Raw genomic sequence first — 20,485 nt, 5'->3', positions numbered from 1 at the left:
CCCTCTCTCCCCTAGCCGAACTTACTTGTGCTTTAAGCTGATATCCGCCACCAGACGGGAATCGGAAGTCAGTGACGCGTTCACCACATAGGTGGCGGTCTCTTTCCGGTTGCCGGCCGCGGTTGGTGCGGGCTTGCTCTCGTCCACCTTCTCGAACACCAGGTCGCGCGCCATCACTCCGTTCCGCAATTGAGCCACCATCGAATTCCCGATCGCGGCACTCGCCATCATGGATTTCGGCGTTGCCGAAGCCGGAGCCGGGTCGTCCTTCTTCTGGTTGTCCAACTCGTAGATCAGTTGGTCCATCTCCTTCAGCGGTTGGCGGGAAAGCACGACAAACAATTTCTCCGTGCCGGCTTGCTCGTCGAAGAAGACCCGCGTCCGGCCGGGCACGTCGTATTGCCGGTTCGGCACGACGCGGTTAGAGCCGGCGTCGATCTCCGGAGCCGGGAACATCACGCGCCACGCACCGCTCGTCCCCTGCATCACGACATAAAGATAGCCAGCGTCGTTGACCTGCACCCTCAACCGGATCTTGTCGCCGGAATGGAACGTGTACTCCGGGTCTACCTCGACATAGTCGTCGTCCCCGGTGTACCGCAGAATGCTGTAGCGCAGGCCCAGCGGGACCGAACTCGTCGATGCCATCACCAGCGAGCCGCCTCCGGGCAGCTTCATCTCCATATCTGCGGGCCGCTTCCGCTCGGGAATCTGTTCCACCGCCTTTTTGGGCTCGGATGCCGACTTGGCTATCGTCTGCTCCTTCTGCACCTGCTTTTCGACGGCCGGCTTTGTGGGCGTCTGCACCGGCTTTCTGGGCGGCGCCGGCGCTTTCGCCACCGCTGGAGCAGTGTAGAATAGCTCCCGCGCTGTCAATCCATTGGGCGCTTGCGCCCACGTCGTGGACACAAGAACGGTCAGAAGCGTTGCGCCAATGCCGAGAAATCTTGACTCTGTCATGTCGCTCTCCAGATTCTTCAATGAGCCCTCTGCAAACTTGAGGCCATTGTACCCCCACCCGCAAGCCGCCTCGGAATCTCTTGCTAAGGGACCATCAAATCGATTCAGCACGCATTAACTTTTAGCTATACTACGGGCTAACCGATTAGCTTGGCCGAACGGGTGATGGGATGTTGAAACAGAATTCGATACTTCGAATCTACTTGTCGTTGTTCCTCTCCGCACTGCTGTGCGGCCAGGGGACGACGGCCCCGACACAACTCAATATCGTGATCGTCGAAGGCGACGGCGTCATCAACAATGTCCGCCAGCGCGTCGCCCGCGAGCCGATTGTCCAAGTCGAGGACGAGAACCACAAACCTGTGGCAGGCGCGGTGGTGACATTCCTGCTGCCCGGCAACGGCCCGGGTGCCACATTCGCGAATGGCGTTAATACACTCACTGCCGTCACAGGTCCGGATGGCCGCGCCACCGCTCGTGGCTTGCAGGCCAATAATCACAAAGGCCAGTATCAGATGCGAGTCACCGCCTCAGCGGGCGGCCTTGCCGCATCCGCCGTAATCGGCATGAGCAACGTCGCCGCCGCGGCTGCCCTCAGCAGCACTGCGATCTGGGCGATTGTTCTGATCGCCGGAGCCGCTGCCGCGGCCGGCATCGCATTGGGAGTGAACTCGGGTGGCGGCGGCTCGAACCAAACGGGTTCCCCGGTTACCGTCACACCTGGCACCCCCTCCGTTACACCTCCGCGCTAATTCAGAGAGGAAGCTGAATTCACATGGCACGGTCTCCTTTATCCCAAAAAGTTCTCACCCCCCGCCTGCCTGCCCTCCTGATACTGGCCGCTGCCGGTCTCAGCGCGCAGTCCATGCTGCCCAGCAGTCTGCCCAACGGCACGATCGGAGAGCCGTTGAACGGATCGGGCTTCGTGATGCAGGTGTCTCCGGAAACCTGCACCACGCGTAACTGGTCTGTCTCCGCCGGAGCTTTGCCGCCCGGTGTGACCCTATCGCAACCCCAGCCTGGCAACCTCTCGGCGATTCTTTCCGGCAAACCCAGCCAGACAGGGACCTTCTCATTTACCCTCACTGCCGCGGCCGGCCTGCCCTGCGGCAGTCCGCCCCCCGTGCCGCCGGTGATCAAATCGTATACTCTGACCATCGATTCCCTGGCGCTCCTGCCGGATTCGTTGGGTGACGGAGCAGTGGGCAGCCTCTACGAAGGCACCACTCTCATTCCTGGCCCCGCTCAGACCTGTTTTACCTACAGCGTCACTAGTGGAATCCTGCCGCCTGGGCTAACTCTCTCCTCCCAGAGTTACTACGGCTTTGTTTCCGGGACGCCTACGCAGGAGGGCGTTTTCACCTTCACCATTACGGGGAACGAAGGAAACTGCGCGCAGGCGTTCACGCCCAAACGGTCGTTTGCCCGTTCTTATACGATGCACATCCTGGGCATTTCTACGTCCAGCCTGCCTCAAGGGACCGCCGGCCGGCCCTACCCCTCCACGCAGTTGGCGGTGGCCGGTAACCTCGGCAGCGTCCAATTTGGGGGCACCAATCTTGCGCCTACCCTGCAAGTGAGCCAGCCCGGGGTGATTTCCGGCACCACTACGACCGCCGGCACCTTCAACGCCGCCTTCAACGTGTCTGATTTGTACTCGAGCTTCGGCGCCAGCCGCGTGATCCCCATCGTCGTCAACCCGTTCCCGACATTCCCCACCAGCACCTTGCCGGGCGGCACCGTTGGTTCGCCCTACAGTGCGGGCGTCGCGGCGTCGGGCGGCACAAATCCCTTCACCTACGCCTTCGAGTCCGGCAATCTGCCGCCCGGGGTCAACATCGGCACCGGCGGCGCATTCACCGGTACGCCCACCACGGCCGGCACCTTCAATTTCATGCTTCGCGCCACGGACGCCAACGGCGCGGTAGTGACCCAGTCTTTTGCCATTGTCGTCGCGCCGGCTCCCGTCCTGACGCTCAATCCGCCCACCCTGCCCACGGGTTACTTGGGAAGTGCTTACTCCGCTAGCCTCTCCGTCTCGGGCTTCACCGCATCATTCATTTACAACGTGAGTGCGGGCTCATTGCCCCCGGGCATCACCCTCGGGACCAATGGCGTTTTTCAGGGCACACCGACCCAGGCTGGCCTCTTCTCGTTCACGGCCCGCGCGATAGTGGCCGGCGCCAGCCAGGCCGCCAGTCGCGATTACCAGATCCAGGTGGTGAGCCCCGTATCGTTCGTCACGGGCGCAACGCTTCCCGGCGCCCAGGTCGGCTTCCCCTACCACGTCGATTTTCAGGCCACCGGCGGAGTCCCGGCCTACAGTTTCACGACCCAGACCTTCAGCGTCCCCGGACTCAGGTTCAATAGCGGCGCAAACGGGAATATCGACGGCACCCCGACCACGGCCGGAACCTACTCTTTCGATGTCCTGCTGAATGACAGCGCCAACGGGTTCGCCACGCGCACCTTCAGCCTCACCGTGGCTCCGGCGGCGAGCATCACCACCACAGCGCTGCCCGGCGGGTTCCTCTCCAAGGCCTATCAGGCGACGCTGGCGACCTCCGGGTTCGGCTCTGCCCCAACCTGGTCGATCGTGCAGGGAGCCCTGCCGGCCGGCCTGGTGCTGAATCCGGCCACCGGCGACATCACCGGCACCCCCACCCAGGAAGGCTCCTATCCCTTCCAGGTCAGCGCGACCGCCGGTAACCAGATCGCCGGGCCAAAAGCCCTGAGTATCATCATCGGCGTCCCCGGTCTCGATTTCACCCCCGACATCCTGCCGGGCGGCACCATCGGGGTACCCTACAGCCAGATCTTCTCCCCCAGCGGCGGAACGGGCGGCTATGTCTTCAGCCTGACCAGCGGTACCATTCCGCCTGGTCTCGGCCTGAGCGTTGACGGAGCCGTCTCCGGCACGCCCACCACCAGCGGGACCTTCAAGTTCGTCGTTCGTCTGACCTCGTCCAATCTGGTCATCGAACGTCTGGTTTCGCTCTACGTGGACCCCACGGTCCTCGACCTGTCTCCTTCCACCTTGCCTGACGCGTACCTGGGGCAGGATTATAGCCAAGGCCTGACGCCCAGCGGCGGCACCGCCCCCTTCACCTTCCAGGTGATCAGCGGAGCCCTTCCGCCGAGCGTTAGCCTCGACACCGCCACCGGAACCATCGCCGGCAAGCCCACCTCCGTCGGTCTCTACACCTTCGGCATCCTGCTGACGGACGCGAACCACAAGCAGATCCTGCGCAGCTACAGCCTCACCGTCCTGAATACGGTGACTCTGCCCGGCACAGTCCTGCCCGATGGAACCCAGAATGAAACCTATCCCGGTGCGCAGATCACGACATCGGGGGGCGTGGCGCCTTTCACGTTCGGTGTTGCCAAGGGTGCCTTGCCCAACGGTTTGAACCTCGCCACGGACGGAAGCATCGCCGGTACACCGCTAACTTCCGGCGACTTCAGCTTTGATGTCCAGGTAACCGACGGCAACGGCGTGAGTTCCGTAGGCACTTACAGCATCCGCGTCTTCGCCGTTCTTACGGTCTCGCCGAACACTCTGCCGGACGGGCTGGTCCTGCAGGACTACACCGCTCAGCTCAGTGTCGCCGGTGGCGCCCCCAGCTACCTCTTCCAGGTGGTTTCCGGTAGCCTGCCGGACGGGATCCTCTTCAATGCCGGCAGCTTCTACGGCGCTCCGACCAAGGCCGGCAGCTTTGAATTCGACATCAAGGTGACCGACTCCCGCCAGCGCACCACAACCAAACACTTCAGCATCACCGTCGGCGGTGGCCCCACGATCAACATCCAGGGTGTTCCTCCGGCCGCGGTGGTCGGTGTCCCTTACCAGGCCGAGTTCTCGACCAAAGGCGGACGCCAGCCCTTCCGCTGGTCCTACACCGGGAATCTGCCGCCGGGCCTGTCCATGGATGCCGCAACTGGAGCCATCACCGGCATTCCCGGTGCCCCGGGCATCTATACCTTTACTGTGCGGATTGATGATGCTGACAACCTGTCCTCCACCGGCGGCTTCAGTATCACGGTCACGCTGGCGCCCATCGGCCCGGTGATCTTCACCCCGATCCCGACCAGCGCCAGTCCGGGCTCCCAGATCAACGTCGGCCTCACGCTGACGAATCCGTACCCGGTTGCATTGAACGGAGTCCTGGCCCTCCAGTTCACTCCGGATTCCGGGTTCGATGATCCGGCGGTGGTGTTCGCGTCCGGCGGCCGCACCCTCCCGTTCACCATCCCGGCCGGCTCCACGGGCGCCAACTTCCAGGTGCCGAACTCCGCCTTCCAGACCGGCACGGTGGCCGGCCTGATCACGATCACTGCTTCGTTGAATGTACAGGGGGCGGACGTCACTCCCACGCCCGTACCCACCCAGCAGGTTCGTGTGCCCCCGTCGGCGCCGGTGATCACCCGCGTCGATCTCAACAAGACCACGACCGGGTTTGAACTGATCGTTTACGGGTTCTCAACCCCGCGCCAGGTCACCGCCGCCAACGTGAAGCTCACCGCGGCTGCCGGGAAGTCGCTCACTGCGACGGACTTCCCCTTCACCGTCGGCCAGATCTTCACGACGTACTTCACAGATTCGGCGTCGGCTCCGTTCGGCAGCCAGTTCCGGCTGGTCCTGCCCTTTACCGTCAGCGACTTGACAGCGATCGGCAGCGCCGCTGTCACCCTCACCAATAGCATTGGGACGTCGGCCCCAGGATCCGTCACGTTCTAGTTCGCGGTACTTTCCAAGTTGGCGAAGCGGGCCAGGATCCCTGGCCCGCTTCGCTATTCCACGCGGCGAACTACCTTGGTTCAAAGAAACTAAGCGAGTTATCTCCCTGGCTCAGAATTCTTACCCGCTGCAGTTGGCCGTAGGTTTCCTTCAGGTGGTGTGTGAACTTGGACGCATGCTGGACGATCACTAGCGGCCGCGGGGCTTCGCCCAGGGCGTCCAGGCAAAGGCCATATTCCTGCTCGCGGGGGTAGGGCGGATCCAGGAAGACGATCTCCGCCTCATACTTTGTGATCATGGCCGCGGCATTTCCGGCGTGCACTTCGCAGCGCTGGGAGATGTCCAGGATGGAAATGTTCTCCTGCAAGGCGCGTAGCGCCGGCCTGCTCTTCTCCAGGAAGATGGCCCGGCCGGCCCCGCGGCTGAGAGCTTCAATCCCGACGCTGCCGCCCCCCGCGTAAGCATCCAGGAATACACAGCCCTCGATGCGTGGAGACAGGACACTGAATAGCGCTTCCCTCAACCTGTCCGGAGTCGGACGAACGCTGTCCCCCGCCGGTGACTTCAACCGGCGGCTTCGGAACTCACCACCAATCACTCGCATGACAACTTTGCCTTTCCTCTATCCAATCAAAGCCAAACCGTAGCGCCGCTGCCAGTGCTCGCGTACGAACCGCAGCGCCGCCTCCAATAACTCCTCGGATGGAGGCTGCTCGACAAACGTGCGCGCCTCCTCTCGGGCCAGTTCCAGGATCTCCTGGTCCCTCAACAGGTTGCCGATACGGAACACCGGCAGCCCGCTCTGCTTCGTGCCCAGGAATTCCCCGGGACCGCGCAGCCGTAAATCCATCTCCGCGATATGGAAACCGTCGGTGGATTCCACCAGAGTACGGATCCGCTCCCGCCCCGTATCACTCAACTTATCAGTCACCAGAACGCAATAGCTCTGGTCCGCGCCCCGGCCCACACGGCCCCGCAACTGGTGGATCTGCGCCAACCCGAACCGCTCGGCATTCTCGACAACCATGACCGTGGCGTTGGGCACGTCGACGCCTACTTCGATCACTGTTGTGGACACCAGCACCTGCACTTCACCGCGCTTGAAACCGTCCATGACGGCGTCTTTCTCCGCGCTGGGTAGCTTGCCGTGCAGCAGGCCGACCTTCAATTGCGGAAACACGACGGTCGACAGTTCCTGGTATGCAGCCTGGGCCGCCTTCACGGCCTGCGTCTCGCTTTCTTCAATCGCCGCGTACACGATGTATGCCTGCCGGCCCGCCTGGACCTGGCGCAGGATGAAACTGTACACCTGTTCCAGTTCCAACTTGGTCTTGTGAAAGGTTTTGATCGGCTGCCGGCCCGGCGGCAGTTCGTCGATGATGCTGACGTCCAGGTCGCCATAGATCGTCAGGGCCAGGGTGCGCGGAATCGGCGTTGCCGTCATCACCAGGACATCCGGGTAGACGCCCTTCTGCTGCAACGACTTGCGCTGCATTACGCCGAACCGGTGCTGCTCGTCGATAATCGCCAGGCCCAGCTTGTCAAACTCTACGTCTTCTTCCAGCAACGCGTGGGTCCCGATGGCGATCTGCGCAAATCCGGTAGCGAGGGCTCGTTTCGCAACCGCCTTTTCTTTCTTCGTCATGGAGCCCATCAAAGGCGCGATGCGGTAACCCAGCGGAGCCAGCACCCGCTCCAGGTTTACCTGATGCTGCGCGGCCAGGATCTCCGTCGGGGCAAGCAAGGCGGCCTGGTACCCGTTCTCGACTGCAATCACGGCCGCTTGCGCCGCGACAATCGTCTTGCCGCTGCCTACGTCACCCTGTAGGAGGCGGGACATCGGGGTCTCGGTGGACATGTCCCTGGCAATCTCGCCCAATACCCTCTTTTGCGCGCCTGTCGGCTTGAACGGCAGGATCTTTTTGATCTGCTCCCGCACACGCTCGTTCAGCTCAAACCGGATGCCCGGCTCCGTCCGCGCCTGCCGCCGCTTCAGCGAGATGCCGGTTTCCAGCCAAAAGAACTCCTCGAAAATCATGCGGATCTGGGCCGGTGAACGGAAGTTGTTCAGCAGCCGCAGGTCTGTGTCGACGCTCGGGAAGTGCAGCCCTTTCAATGCGGTGGTCAAGTCGGGGAGTGCCAGCCGGCGGCGGATGAACTCGGGCAGGGCATCGGGCATCTCGGGCAGATTGTCGATGATCCGCTTCACCACCCCGCGCAGGACACGAGTGCTCGTTTTCCCGGCTGCCTCATAGACAGGAACGATTCGACCCGTATGGAGGCCCGCTTCATCCTCTTCGTCGTCGTCCCGCAGGATCTCGTAGTCCGGGTGGAGCATGGTCAACTCGCCCTTGTACCCGTCGAACTCCACCTTGCCGAACAGGGAGACTCTGATTCCCGGCAGGAAGACGTTCTTTAAGTACTGTGCATGGAACCACTTACCAGTCAGCCGCTGGCTGCTGGAATCCTGAAAGATCACCTCGATCATCCCGAGGTCACGGCGATGGAACTGCGGAGCGTGCAAGCTGTGCACCTCAGCCAGCACGGTGGCCATCTCGCCCGGCGCCAGTTGCCCCAGCGGCTTGATGTTCGAGCGGTCCTCGTAGCGAAAGGGCGCGTAGGTGAGCAGGTCGGCCGCGGTCGTCAAGCCACGCCCTTCGAGGTCGGCGGCACGACGCGGTCCGACGCCTTTAACAAACTTAATCGGGGTGGAGAGGTCCAGCGGCACGGCTTCGAGGGTGAAACCCTAGTTTACGAGTTTCAGGCCGCCGCCCGCTGCAAGGCGCACCCAGGGCTTTGGACAGGCGGGGCCGGAATCGGAGCGCCGTCTGTAAGCCGTTGCCTCTGGAAGGGATAAAAATTATGAACCCGACTTCATTCTGTTCGTTTCCGTTTCGTTCGATAGGTTCTTTGTGGGATTCGGAGCGGCTTGCGTAGCTAACTGCAATGGAATCCATATCTTTGATAGTTCGTCCTTCATCTTTCCAGCGCTTGGGATAACCTTTTCGATAGGCTTGTCGTCTTAACATGCGGGACAGGCCTGCCGAATCGGCCCAACGCATTCCACGTGTTTAGGATCCAGAGTTAGACCGTATGCAGCCGCAGATGAATCCATCTCCGCAATCCACTCCGCAGGGCGTACCCGGCGTCGTTCCGGTTTCTCAGGAACCGAGACGGCCCAGGTCCAAAAGCGGTATCGCGTTTCTTGTCGTAGCCCTGCTCGCAGGCGCCGGTTGGTTTGCCTGGAAACAGGCGAATGACCCCGCTCGTTCAGGCTCGGGCTTCACGGGTGTTCGGACTGCGGTAGTGGCGGCCGGAACATTGGAACGCTCTATCCGCCTGACAGGCGTCACCTCCGCAGACAAGTTCGCTTCGCTCGCGGCTCCGCAGTTGCGCGGCATGCGCGGCGGCGGTGGCGGCGGCACAGGTGGCGGCGGGGGCACCACCTCTTCCTCGACAACCTCCTCGACCACGACTAGTTCGTCGTCGTCCTCGTCGGGCACGGCCTCCAGTTCCACCAGTTCCACGTCGACCTTCCGGGCGTCCACCAACCGCTTCGGTTCCAGCTCAACCACTTCCACGTCGGGCACAACTTCCGGCTCCGGTTCCACCGGGTCCACCGGGTCTTCTACTTCCTCCTCAACCTCGTCCGGTTCCACCTCGAGTGGCAACACCGGCGGTGGCGGTGGTGGCGGTGGTGGCGGTGGAAACGCGTTGAGTGGCGGCAACGACGACTTCATGCAGGTTTTGCAGAAAGTGGCCTCCGCTGGCAGCCATGTCACAAAGGGCCAGATTGTCGCTGAGTTCGACCAACAGTTCCAACTGCTCCGTTTGGATGACTACAAGTCGACCGTTGAGCAGGCGGACAGGACCCTTCGCTCCCTCGATTCCACCCTGGAAGTTCAGCGCAAGTCCTACACGCAGAACATCGAACAGGCGAAAGGCGCCGTCGAGAAGGCAAAGCTCGACATCAAGACCACCCCGGTGCGATCCGCCATCGAAGCCGAGCAGCTCCAGTTGGCGCTCGAAGAAGCGCAGGCGAATCTGAAGCAGCTGCAGTTCCAGATCCCTTATCAGGAGACGAGTCTCAAGAGCCAGCGCCGCATCTCCGAGATCGACGTCGAGCAGTCTCGAGTGGAGCTGAAGCGAGCGGAACGAAATGTGAGCCTGATGCAGATCACCGCGAGCATGGATGGCATGATCGCCATGGAAAACATGATGCGCGGCAGCGAGTTTTCCCAGGTTCAGCAGGGTGATCAACTCTTTCCGGGCCAGTTGTTTGCGCGCATCGTGGACCCCAGTTCCTTCCTGGTTTCGGCGACCATTAATCAGGCCGACGTGGAGTATGTCCGCGTAGGTTCCAAGGCGACGCTGCACTTCGATGCGTACCCGGAGATGACGCTTCCGGCGCATGTCACTTCCATCGCGGCCATCACGAAGCCGGGTGGGTCGCGGGCGTCCTATGTGAAGGAAATCCCGATCTACCTGAAAATCGACCGGTTGGATCCGCGCGTGATCCCCGATTTGACCGTCAGTGCGGATGTGGTGATCCAGACGAACGAGAACCAGGTGCTCGCTCCGATTGAGTCCATCTTCCGCGATGCGCCCACGGGAAAACCCTACGTGTTCGTGAAGACAGGCGAGACGTTCGAGAAGCGGACGGTCGAGCTTGGCGATCGCAACAACATTAAGACGAGCGTGGTCTCCGGCCTGAAAGCCGGCGAGGTCCTCGCGTTGGATCCGCCCCGCAAGCCGGAAGCGCAAGCCACGGCATCGGCCGCGCTGCGGCCCGGCCAGGTTCCGCCGCCGGCGAATTCGAGCCGCCCTTGGGTGCTGGCCCTTGCCGTACCCGCTCTCGGGCTCCGCGGCCGGCTGCTCCGGGCTTACCGCCGCCTGAACGACAGGTGGCAACGCGTTTGAGGCCCGATCCGAATTTTTATCTTGGAGTATTGAATGTCTTCTAAGGATCTGAAGCCCGGCAAGAAACTTGGGCAAACCGGCAGCGGTAAGGGCCGGATCGTTCTCTGGGTCGTCATCCTCCTGGCTCTCGCCGGGGGGAGCTTTGCAGCCTACCGGTACTCCACCGCCAAGCCGGTAGAGGTGCCCACGGTCAGCGTTCGCAAGGGCGAGTTCACCATCACCATCAGCGCACGCGGCGAAATCCGTTCCACCCGGTCGGTCACGCTTTCTGCCCCGCAGGTGCCGAATCCGACGATCACGACTCTGGCCGAATCGGGCAAGATGGTCAAGGCAGGGCAGGTCATCGTCGAATTCGATACCGCCCAGTATGAGAACTTCTACCTGAACTTCGTGACGAACGCCCGCACGGTGGACAGCGAAATCGTCCAGACCAAGGCCACGCACAAGATCACGGACGAGCAGGATGCAATGAGCCTGATGACGTCGGAGTATGACGTGCAGCGCGCCGGCCTCGAAGCCTCGAAGGCGGAAATTCTCTCCGAGATCGAAGGCGCGAAGAATCGCATCAACGTCGGTTTGTCCGAGGGTGCCCTCGGTCAGGTCAAGACTTCCGTGAAAGCTCACGATGTCAGCCAGCAGGCTGACCTGGAACGGCTGGATACTCGCAAGAATAAGACCTTGCGCGACATGGCCCGAGTGAAGGACTACCTGGGCAAGATGACGATCCGCGCTCCGCAGGACGGCATTCTCAACATCCTGCCCAACTTCCGCGCCCAGGGTAACTGGGGCCAGACACCGCCGGCCTTCAAGGAAGGCGACCGCGCCTGGACCGGTGCCGCCATTGCCGAGATCCCCGATCTTTCGGAGATGCGGCTGGAACTCAAGGTGGAAGAAGTGGATCGCGGCAAGATCCAACTCGGCCAGAGCGTCAAGGTCAAGATTGACGCGATCCAGGACAAGGAATTTGAAGCCACTCTGGACTGGATCAGCCCCATCGCCTCGCTCAACTTCCGCGGGTACGGTTCGGCGAACGAGAAGACGTTCCCGGCCCGGGCCACGCTGAAGTCGGTTGACCCGCGGCTGCGGCCCGGCATGAGCGCAACGGGCATCGTTCTGATCGAGAGCAAGCCGGAGAGCCTGCTGATCCCGAACAAGGCGAGTTTCCTGCAAGCCGGAAAACCGCACGTCTGGATCCAGAAGGGCGCCGGTTTCCAGTCGCGTGAAATCGAAGTCGGAAAGCGCAATGACAACGACATCATCGTCCTGAAGGGCCTCCAGGCCGGGGACCGTGTCGCGCTGGAAGACCCGGCTGAAGTAGCCAAACGAGCAAAGAAATTATAGCGGGCAGATCGTCGCACCCAGAAAGACACGGCAGTAACGAGATCGCAATCCATGAAGAAAGTCGTTTTCCGTCTAATCCTGATCGCAGTGGTCCTCGGGGCCGGCTATGGCGTGTATCACTTTTTCCAGGGCATGTCTGCGCGTCAGCAGAGCTTGCCCACCACCAAAGTCCGGCGCGGCGATGTTGTGGTTCGCAGTTTCACGCGAGGAGAATTGCGCGCAGTGCGCACGGCGAGTCTGGCTGCCCCCAATCTGTTTGGTACGGTACAGGTTACGAAACTCGCTCCGCTCGGCGCGCTGGCCCGCGAGAAGAACCTGATCGTCGAGTTTGACGATTCCGAAGTGCTGTCCCGCCTGGAATCCCGCCAACTGGAACTCGATCAGGTGGATGAGCAGATCAAGAAGGCGCAAGCCGACCTGGCGATCCGCAACAATCAGGATCAGGTGGATTTGCTGCGGGCCCGTTACGCGGTCCGCCGCGCGGAACTCGAAGTGAAGCGCAACGAGATTCTGGCCGCCATCGACCAGAAGAAGAACATCCTGAACCTGGACGAAGCGCGCCGCCGGCTGAAGCAGTTGGAGAGCGACATTAAGTCGAAGCAGGAACAGGCGCTGGCCGAGATCAACGTGCTGCGCGAAAAGCGCAACCGCAGCCTGCTGGACATCAACCGCGAGAAGATGCGCCTGTCGCAGGTGAAGCTGCTTTCACCCATCGGCGGGCTCGTAGCCGTGCGGCAAAACCGCAGCGGTTTCTCGGGCATGTTCGGGACGCAGGTCCCCGACATCCGCGAAGGCGATCAGGTGCCGCCCGGGACTCCGGTGGCGGACGTGCTCGATCTCTCTGAGTTGGAAGTCATCGCCCGCGTCGGTGAGTTGGACCGCGCCAATCTGCGCGAAGGCCAGGAAGTGGTCATCCGCCTGGATGCGCTGGCGGAAAAGGTCTTCGACGGCAAGATCAAGAGCATGAGTGGCACGGCTAGTGCCAACGTGTTCAGTTCGGACCCCGGCAAGAAATTTGACGTAGTCTTCTCCATCGACATGAAGCAGTTGCTGACGACGCTGGGCGCAAAGCCTGACGCCATCGCGCGGATTCTGGCCCTGGCGGAGGAGAATCGCAAGAAACCGCTCAGCGTGACCACCGGCTCGATGTTTGGCGGTATGCCTGGAATGGCCGGCCTGATGGGCGGCGGAGCCCAGGCGGGCGGAATGCAGGCTGGTGGTATGCCGGCTGGCGCCGCTGGTGGGGGAATGCAGTCGGGCGGAATGGCCGGCATGCAGGGCGGGATGCCCGGAGCGCAGGCTGGTGGAGATCAGGCCGGCGGGCAGGGCGGACAGCGCAGGGCCGGCGGTTTTGGCATGGGCGCCAACTCCAACATGACCCCCGAGCAGCAGAAGAAGATGCAGGAGATCCTCAAGAAGGCGCTCAACGGCAAGACGATGATCGACCTCTCGCCGGAAGAACGCCAGGCGATGTTCGCGAAGGTGCGGGAGGAAGCCAAGAAGGCCGGTATTGAGATGCCGCAACGCGGCGGAAACCGCGGCGGCGGCCCGGAGACGGCCGGTGGGGCGGGCGCTCCCGGAGCCCCTGGCGCTGCTGGTGGAACCGGCGCGCGCGGCGCGGCAGCGGGTGCCCCTTCCTTCGGTCCGCAGGCGCCGGGCGCGGCCGGCGGCGGGAATCGCGGCGGCATGATGGGTATGGGTTCGGGTGGCGCAGGCGGTTTCTCGGCCAAGGATCTCGAGAACGCGACATTGCCTCCTCCTCCGGAAGAGGGCGACACCATGGAAGTTCTGCTCCGGCCGGGTCTTCTCGCCGATGTGGAGATCCTGGTGGAGAAGGTGCCGAACGCTATCTATGTGCCGAATCAGAGCATCTTCGAGAAGGACGGAAAGCCCGTTGTCTACGTGAAGTCCGGCGAGAACTGGGTGGCGCGCAATATCAAGATCGACAAGCGGTCGGAGTCTGTCACTGTGGTCACATCGGGCGTGAATCCGGGCGACACTATCTCGCTGGCGGATCCGAATGCGAAGCCTGGCGACAAAAAGAAAGCGGATGAGAAGAAATCCTCCGGCGGAGCCGCGGGCGCACTCCCGGTTGGCGGTTCAAAGGGTGGGCAGTAAGTTATGACGTCGTTCCTGCAGGCAGTCCTGCCTGAAATCTACATGGGGCTTTCGAGCCTCCTGGTTCATAAACTCCGGACCATGCTCACCATGTTGGGCATGATCTTCGGCGTGGGCGCCGTGGTGGCCATGCTGGCCATCACCGCCGGTGTCGAAAAGGAGATGCTCTCTTACATCGATCTGCTTGGCGTGAATAACATCATTATCGAAGCCAAGGAGGCCGTGGACCGCAACGAGTTGCAGCAGCGCCGGGCCGTCAGCCCGGGCATGACCTTCCGGGACTACCGGGCGATCATGGAGAACACGCAGGGTCTTGAAAAGGCGACGCCCCGGAAGCGCTTTAAGCCCCTGAAGGTTCTGCCCAAGACCGCGGCTGAACCTCCGATGCTCATCGGTGTGGAACCGGATTACCGGGATATCCAAAGCCTAAAGCTGGTGGAAGGCCGGTTCTTCAACGACGACGAGAACGCGACCGCCGCACCCGTGTGCGTGTTGGGTGAGACGACAAAGGTCAACCTGCTGGGCTATGAGCCCGCGGTGGGCAAATACGTCAAGATCAACGACACCTGGCTGCAGGTGGTGGGCGTAATGGCCTCCCAGTCGGGCGGCGACACGGACGTGGAAGGTGTGGAAATCCTCTCCAGAAATAATCTGGTGGTGAGCCCCCTGCGTACGGTAATGTTCCGCTTCGAAGACGGTAATAGCTATCTGAAAGACGAGATCGATGGCATCTACCTGCGCGTCAAGCCGGGCACGAACTCCATCGAGACCGCGGCGGTCATCAACGCCATCCTGGCGGCAGTCCACAAGGACGCGGGCGACTACACGGTCACCGTGCCGGCCGGCCTGCTGGAGCAGAAGAAGCGGACCAGTGACATCTTTAAAATTGTCATGATTTGTATCGCCGGCATCAGTCTATTGGTAGGTGGAATTGGCATCATGAACATCATGCTGGCGACGGTGTTGGAACGAACCCGCGAAATCGGAATCCGGCGCGCAATTGGTGCACGCCAATCCGACATCGTGCGTCAGTTCCTCACAGAAGCGGTCATGATCTCGATCATAGGCGGGTTCCTCGGAATTGTGTTCGGAGTGACGTTGGCGCAGATCATTGCGGCCGCGGCCGGCTGGTCCACCGTGGTGACGTTCACTTCCATCGCCGTGGCATTCGGCGTCTCAGTCGGCATCGGGCTGCTTTTCGGCATTTACCCGGCCGTGCAAGCTGCCAAACTCGATCCGATTGAGGCCATCCGGTATGAGTAGTCTTCATAAATATCATCAGGTCCAACCCATGCGTTTCCTTGTTGTCCTACTTTGCTCCACACTCATTGCGCCCGCGCAGCAACCGCCCGCCGGCCAGGCGCCGGCGCCCGCGCCAGCTCCTCAGACGAGTTCCGCCCCTCCGCCAGTGAGTTCCGGGGCCGTGGCTCGTATGAACGCAGCCATTTCCGAACCGACCGCGCCTTGGATTGGAACCGGCAACTGGTGGCGGAAGACCTTCGCGGCGAACGACACGTCAGTCATCGTGGATGGTCCGGTGCGGTTGAAGGATTTCGTAGTCGACGGCAAGCTGACGCTGTCGTTGAAGAATTACCTCGACCTGGTGGTCGCCAACAACACCGACATTGCCGTGCAGCGGCTGACGCTGGAAACTCCCAAGAACGCCATCCAGCGCGCGTTCGGCGTCTTCGACCCCATCATCAATAGTTCGTTCTCGGCCACGCGCGCCAAGACGCCCTCCACCAGTACGTTGCAGGGCGCTAACATTCTCAACCAATTGGATCAGCCGTTCCAGGCTTCTTACCAGCAGTTGTTCGCGCCTGGCACCCAGGTCAACAGCACGATCAACATGTCGAAGACGTCCACGAACAGCTCGTTCAACCAGTACAACCCGGCGTTGACGACCTCCTGGAGTTCCAGCTTCACCCAACCCTTGTTGCGCAATCGCGGCATCTACATCAACCGGTTGCCCATTACAATCGCCCGGGCACAACGCAAGACGCAGGAACTTTCGCTGGAGAGCACGCTGCAAACGCTGCTGGTTAACGCTGAAAACGCCTATTGGGACGTAATCAGCGCCCGCGAGCGTTTGAAAGTTCAGGAGCAGGCCTTGTTCCTCGCCGACCAGGCGTTGAAGCGCTCGCAGAAGGAAGTGGAACTGGGCGCCACCTCACCGTTGGAAATCTTCCAGCCGCAGCAGAACTACGCTACCGCCGAAATCAACCTGACCCAGGTGAAGTTTCAGCTCCAAATCGCTGAAGATGCCCTGCGCCGCCAGATCAGCGTCGACCTCGATCCAGATGTCCGGAAGCTGCCCATCGTGCTGACCGAACAGTCCATGGCTGCGGCCGACGAGGCGCCGCTGGATTCAGATGCGCTGGTGGGCATGGCCCTGCAGAAGCGGCCGGACCTGATCTCGTTGCGCCAGACACTGGACGTCAACGATCTGCAGATCCAGAGCGCGCTCAATCTGCTGAAGCCCAATTTGAGCCTGGGTGGCCGCTACAGCACGACAGGCCGAGGCGGCACAGCCTTCGCCACCGACCCGGTGACCGGAGGTCGAATCCCCATCCCCGGCGGCATTACGGACGCTTTTGGCCAGTATTTCGACTACAACACGTTCGCTTTCAGCCTGACGTTCAACTTCCCGCTGCGCGACCGCGCCGCCTCAGCCAACCTGGCGGATACGGTCGTCAGCAAGAAACTCACTGCCCTCCGCCAGCGTTCCCTCGAGCAATCCGTACGGCAGGATGTACTTACGGCCGTCAATCAGTTGGAGAGCAGCAGGGCCTCAGTGAAGCTGGCGCAAGTCGCCCTCGATTTCGCCCAGAAGCGGGCCGACGCCGACCAGAAGCGGTACGACCTGGGTGTGATCACGATCTTCTTCCTGCTCGCGTCCCAGAACGACCTGACGCAGGCGCAGTCGACATTGGTCAACAGCACGGTGAACTACCGCCGCAACGTCCTGAACCTGCAACAGCGGGTGGGGAACCTGCTGGAAGTCAAAGGCATCGTGATGCAGTAGCGGAAACCCCTATCATGGAAGAGAGGGCGGGCTGCGGCCTGCCCTCTTCTTTTTTATGGGCCGCATTCGCATTCTCTCCGACAACGTCGCAAACAAGATCGCCGCCGGTGAGGTGGTGGAACGGCCTGCCTCGGTCATCAAGGAGCTGCTCGAAAACTCCCTGGACGCCGGGTCGACTGACATCCGGGTCGAAGTCGAAAGTGGCGGCCGCCGGTTGCTGCGCATCGTCGACAACGGCTGCGGCATGCTGCGCGACGACGCCATGCTGGCGTTTGAGCGGCACGCCACCTCCAAACTCTCGAATGTTGACGAACTGGAAGCGATTGCTACGCTAGGGTTTCGCGGCGAGGCGTTGCCGTCCATTGCCTCGGTTTCGCGGCTCGTCCTGGAGACCCGGTCGCCCGACGAGCCGACGGGTACACGGGTCGAGATCTCCGGCGGAAAGCTGCTGAGCTGCGAAGAGAGCGCCCTGCCGGCGGGCACCGCCATCAGCGTGCGCGACTTGTTCTTCAATGTTCCGGCGCGCAAGAAGTTCCTGCGGAGCGACCAGACGGAACTGGCCCATATCGCCTCGCTCGTCACCCATTACTCGCTGGCCCATCCCGAGAAATCGTTCGAGCTGACCCACGCCGGGAAGGAACTGCTGCGCGTGACTCCGGTGCTTACTGACCGGGAACGCGTGTTCCAGGTCTTCGGAGCCGAGGCGCTGGAGGATCTCGTCGAACTGCCGCAACGCGATGTTGGGGAGGGGCGTTTCCGCCTGTCCGGGTTCATCTCCAGGCCCCAGGTACAGAAGACGAATCGGAACTCGATCTTCCTGTTTGTAAACCGGCGGCTGATCCGCGACCGGCTGCTGATGCACGCCATCACTGCGGCCTACTACAACCTGATGCCGCCGGCCTGCTACCCGTTTGCCCTGTTATTTGTGGACTGCGATCCGGCGGAGGTGGACGTCAATGTCCACCCCTCGAAAACCGAAGTACGCTTCCGGAACAGCAGCTATGTCCATGACCATGTTCGGGATTCGCTGCGGGCCACGCTGATCGAGCAGAGGCCGGTGCCGAGCGCGCCGCCGCCGGGTACGCCCTTCCTGGAGGGACCGTCGGGGCAATCCGCGACCCGGCTGCCGTACTCCGAGTTCACGCAGACCATCGAGAACTTCCGCTACGACGAAGCCCGGCCGGTGTTGCCGCCTCCGGAAGAGGGCCAACCGTCCCAGTCGATGCAGATTCCGGAGTACACTTTGCGGCCCGTGGCGCCGCCTCCAGCGCGGTTCGATTTCAGCGGCGGCGAACCCATCACCATGGATCCGCAGCCGGCTGGCGCCGAACCGCTGCGACTAAAGATCCCGGATACACACGGTGGATTTCCTGCGGGCTACGACCTGGATGCGCCGCAGGGGATGGTCTCGCTCGATGACCTGCGCGTGATGGGGCAACTGCACGATAGTTTCATCATTGCCGCCGGCAGGGATGGCTTGTGGATCATCGACCAGCACGTGGCGCACGAGCGGATTCTGTTCGAAAAGGTGCTGGCGCAGCAGGCGGCGGGCCGGGTGGAGCAGCAGCGGCTGCTTTTGCCGATCGTGCTGCAACTGACGCCGTCGCAGCAGGTGGAATATGAGCGGATCGCCGACGACCTGGCGCGAGCCGGTTTCGAAACGGAGCCATTCGGCCAACGGACCATCGCGGTGAAGGCGGCGCCTTCGGATCTGTCCACGGGTGATCTGGAACGGGCTATCTTTGAGATCCTCGAGATCGCCGAGACGGAGCTGCGCCGGGTGAGTGTGGACGATTTCCGGCGCGGAATTGCGGCGTCGGTGGCGTGCCGCGCCGCGATCAAGATCAACATGCGGCTGGACCAGACGCGCATGGACTACCTGCTGCGGGAGCTAGCCCGGACGCAATATCCGATGAGCTGCCCGCACGGGCGGCCGGTGGCGCTGCGGTACTCCACGCGCGAGATCCTGCGGAGTTTCCACCGCATCTAGAATGGGGTATGGAGAGTATCCCCGCCACTGCGGCACTGATCCTGATCGATCTGCAGCACGCCATCGACCACCCGTCCTGGGGTGTCCGCAACAATCCGAACGCTGAACAGGTGGGCGCATCGCTGCTGGCCGCTTGGCGAGACAGCGGCCGGGCGGTGTACCATGTCCGCCACGACTCCGTCGAGCCCCACTCCACCTACCGGCCGGGGCAACCTGGCCACGATTTCAAATCCGAGTTCGTCCCGCATGCCGACGAGCCGGTGACCGGCAAGCACACCGGCAGTGCATTTGAGGGGACGGAGCTGGGCGAACGCATGGCCACCGGCTGCCACGAGGTTCTGGTCGTCTTTGGTGTGATCACCAACAATTCCGTCGAGTCCACCGTGCGGCACGCAGCCTGCCTGGGTTATCAGGTATTCCTGGTCGCCGATGCCTGTTTCACCTTTGCCAAGGTGGACTGGAATGGCGTTCTGCGGAGCGCTGACGAAGTTCATGCCATGTCCCTGGCAAACCTGCACGGTGAGTACTGTACGGTGGCGACAGCCGCGGAGATAATGGGGGCCCTGTCATGAGTTCTGATTTGCAGGCTAAAGCCAAGATTCTGTTGAATCTGCACCACGGAGAGAAAATTCTCGTGCTGCCTAACGCCTGGGATGCCGGCAGCGCCCGCATCTTCGAGAAGGCAGGCTTCCCGGCCATTGCTACAACCAGCGCGGGCGTTGCGTTCACCTATGGGAAGCCGGACGGGCAGCGCATCCAGGCGGCGGAGATGCTGGCGGTGGTGCAGCGCATCGCCGAGGCGGTGAAGGTGCCGGTGACGGCGGACGTCGAGGCCGGTTATGGCGACATTGCAGGCACCGTGCGCGGGGTGCTGGAGGCCGGGGCGGTCGGGATGAATCTGGAGGATATGGAGAGCGATGGCGCGACCGGCCTGATCCCCCTGGCCGAACAGGTCCAACGCGTGAAGGCTGTTCGGGCGGCGGCTGACGCCGCGGGTGTCCATATCGTCCTGAATGCCCGGACGGATGTCTTTCTGGCGGGGATCGGGGATCCGGCGAGCCGGCTTGCCCTGGCGATTGAGCGGATACGGGCGTATGCGGAAGCCGGGGCGGATTCGCTGTTTGTCCCGGCGGTCAAAGATGAAACCGTGATCCGCGCCCTGGTGCAGTCCGTGGCCAAGCCGATCAACATCCTGGCGAACGCTGGCGTACCGGCTACGGGCCGGCTGCAGGAGTTAGGGGTGAGACGGGTCAGTACAGGATCCGGGCCGTCGCGTGCGGCCCTGAGTGTGGCCCAAGCTGTCGCGGCGGAATTGCTGGCCACCGGGGCATACAGCGTTTTTACGGAATGCTCACTGAGCTACCCGGCGGCTAACAAGCTGTTTGCGGAGTAG

The 20,485-nt window shown here is 62.2% G+C and carries 13 protein-coding genes; 10 read left to right on the top strand and 3 right to left on the bottom strand.

Going from position 1 to position 20,485, the window contains the following annotated elements; genetic code table 11:
* Nucleotides 1-21 precede the first annotated feature (21 nt).
* Entirely contained in the window at nt 22-960 is a 939-nt protein-coding gene (locus IRI77_RS20825; RefSeq protein ID WP_194446949.1) for a DUF4384 domain-containing protein, read from the bottom strand.
* A 170-nt stretch (nt 961-1,130) separates the two neighbouring features.
* On the opposite strand from IRI77_RS20825, the gene IRI77_RS20820 reads away from it, so the two are divergent.
* A complete protein-coding gene (locus tag IRI77_RS20820; RefSeq protein WP_194446948.1) occupies nt 1,131-1,712 on the top strand; it encodes a hypothetical protein in 582 nt (193 codons plus the stop codon).
* A gap of 23 nt (nt 1,713-1,735) precedes the next feature.
* Nucleotides 1,736-5,698, top strand: a complete 3,963-nt coding sequence (locus tag IRI77_RS20815; RefSeq protein ID WP_194446947.1) for an Ig domain-containing protein — start codon at nt 1,736-1,738, stop codon at nt 5,696-5,698.
* A gap of 70 nt (nt 5,699-5,768) precedes the next feature.
* On the opposite strand, the gene rsmD is transcribed toward IRI77_RS20815, so the two are convergent.
* Both rsmD and recG read right to left on the bottom strand, forming a co-directional pair.
* Nucleotides 5,769-6,302, bottom strand: coding sequence for a 16S rRNA (guanine(966)-N(2))-methyltransferase RsmD (gene rsmD / locus IRI77_RS20810; RefSeq protein WP_194446946.1), 534 nt, complete (start codon nt 6,300-6,302; stop codon nt 5,769-5,771).
* An 18-nt stretch (nt 6,303-6,320) separates the two neighbouring features.
* Nucleotides 6,321-8,426: an ATP-dependent DNA helicase RecG gene (recG, locus tag IRI77_RS20805; RefSeq protein ID WP_228486237.1), complete on the bottom strand. Its 2,106-nt coding sequence runs from the start codon at nt 8,424-8,426 to the stop codon at nt 6,321-6,323.
* A 593-nt stretch (nt 8,427-9,019) separates the two neighbouring features.
* Here recG and IRI77_RS20800 point away from each other — a divergent pair.
* The 8 genes from IRI77_RS20800 to IRI77_RS20765 all read left to right on the top strand — a co-directional run bounded on the left by IRI77_RS20800 (nt 9,020) and on the right by IRI77_RS20765 (nt 20,485).
* Complete coding sequence (locus IRI77_RS20800) at nt 9,020-10,618, top strand: efflux RND transporter periplasmic adaptor subunit (protein ID WP_194446945.1); 1,599 nt, start codon at nt 9,020-9,022, stop codon at nt 10,616-10,618.
* Nucleotides 10,619-10,651: 33 nt separating this feature from the next.
* A complete protein-coding gene (locus IRI77_RS20795) occupies nt 10,652-11,959 on the top strand; it encodes an efflux RND transporter periplasmic adaptor subunit (RefSeq protein ID WP_194446944.1) in 1,308 nt (435 codons plus the stop codon).
* Between the two features lie 51 nt (nt 11,960-12,010).
* Nucleotides 12,011-14,077: an HlyD family efflux transporter periplasmic adaptor subunit gene (locus tag IRI77_RS20790; protein WP_194446943.1), complete on the top strand. Its 2,067-nt coding sequence runs from the start codon at nt 12,011-12,013 to the stop codon at nt 14,075-14,077.
* A 3-nt stretch (nt 14,078-14,080) separates the two neighbouring features.
* Complete coding sequence (locus IRI77_RS20785) at nt 14,081-15,340, top strand: ABC transporter permease (protein ID WP_194446942.1); 1,260 nt, start codon at nt 14,081-14,083, stop codon at nt 15,338-15,340.
* 169 nt (nt 15,341-15,509) lie between these two features.
* Nucleotides 15,510-17,102 carry a TolC family protein gene (locus tag IRI77_RS20780; protein WP_194446941.1) on the top strand — a complete coding sequence of 531 codons (1,593 nt, stop codon included), beginning with the start codon at nt 15,510-15,512 and terminating at the stop codon, nt 17,100-17,102.
* Between the two features lie 55 nt (nt 17,103-17,157).
* Nucleotides 17,158-19,092 (top strand): DNA mismatch repair endonuclease MutL, encoded by a 1,935-nt coding sequence (mutL, locus tag IRI77_RS20775; protein ID WP_194446940.1) that lies wholly within the window; start codon nt 17,158-17,160, stop codon nt 19,090-19,092.
* Nucleotides 19,093-19,100: 8 nt separating this feature from the next.
* Nucleotides 19,101-19,664, top strand: a complete 564-nt coding sequence (locus tag IRI77_RS20770) for a cysteine hydrolase family protein (RefSeq protein ID WP_194446939.1) — start codon at nt 19,101-19,103, stop codon at nt 19,662-19,664.
* Nucleotides 19,661-20,485 (top strand): isocitrate lyase/PEP mutase family protein, encoded by an 825-nt coding sequence (locus tag IRI77_RS20765; protein ID WP_194446938.1) that lies wholly within the window; start codon nt 19,661-19,663, stop codon nt 20,483-20,485. Before IRI77_RS20770 ends, IRI77_RS20765 begins: the two co-directional genes overlap by 4 nt.

This window comes from Paludibaculum fermentans, from assembly GCF_015277775.1.
In the GTDB taxonomy this organism is placed as follows: domain Bacteria; phylum Acidobacteriota; class Terriglobia; order Bryobacterales; family Bryobacteraceae; genus Paludibaculum; species Paludibaculum fermentans.
Note: the sequence above shows the minus strand (reverse complement) of the source record. Positions and strands in the feature narration are given on the sequence as shown.

Bases quoted from the DNA above. Each gene is read 5' to 3' on its own strand.
- IRI77_RS20825 (WP_194446949.1), bottom strand. From the start codon at position 960: ATGACAGAGTCAAGATTTCTCGGCATTGGCGCAACGCTTCTGACCGTT.
- IRI77_RS20820 (WP_194446948.1), top strand. From the start codon at position 1,131: ATGTTGAAACAGAATTCGATACTTCGAATCTACTTGTCGTTGTTCCTC.
- IRI77_RS20815 (WP_194446947.1), top strand. From the start codon at position 1,736: ATGGCACGGTCTCCTTTATCCCAAAAAGTTCTCACCCCCCGCCTGCCT.
- rsmD (WP_194446946.1), bottom strand. From the start codon at position 6,302: ATGCGAGTGATTGGTGGTGAGTTCCGAAGCCGCCGGTTGAAGTCACCG.
- IRI77_RS20795 (WP_194446944.1), top strand. From the start codon at position 10,652: ATGTCTTCTAAGGATCTGAAGCCCGGCAAGAAACTTGGGCAAACCGGC.
- IRI77_RS20790 (WP_194446943.1), top strand. From the start codon at position 12,011: ATGAAGAAAGTCGTTTTCCGTCTAATCCTGATCGCAGTGGTCCTCGGG.
- IRI77_RS20785 (WP_194446942.1), top strand. From the start codon at position 14,081: ATGACGTCGTTCCTGCAGGCAGTCCTGCCTGAAATCTACATGGGGCTT.
- IRI77_RS20780 (WP_194446941.1), top strand. From the start codon at position 15,510: ATGAACGCAGCCATTTCCGAACCGACCGCGCCTTGGATTGGAACCGGC.
- mutL (WP_194446940.1), top strand. From the start codon at position 17,158: ATGGGCCGCATTCGCATTCTCTCCGACAACGTCGCAAACAAGATCGCC.
- IRI77_RS20770 (WP_194446939.1), top strand. From the start codon at position 19,101: ATGGAGAGTATCCCCGCCACTGCGGCACTGATCCTGATCGATCTGCAG.
- IRI77_RS20765 (WP_194446938.1), top strand. From the start codon at position 19,661: ATGAGTTCTGATTTGCAGGCTAAAGCCAAGATTCTGTTGAATCTGCAC.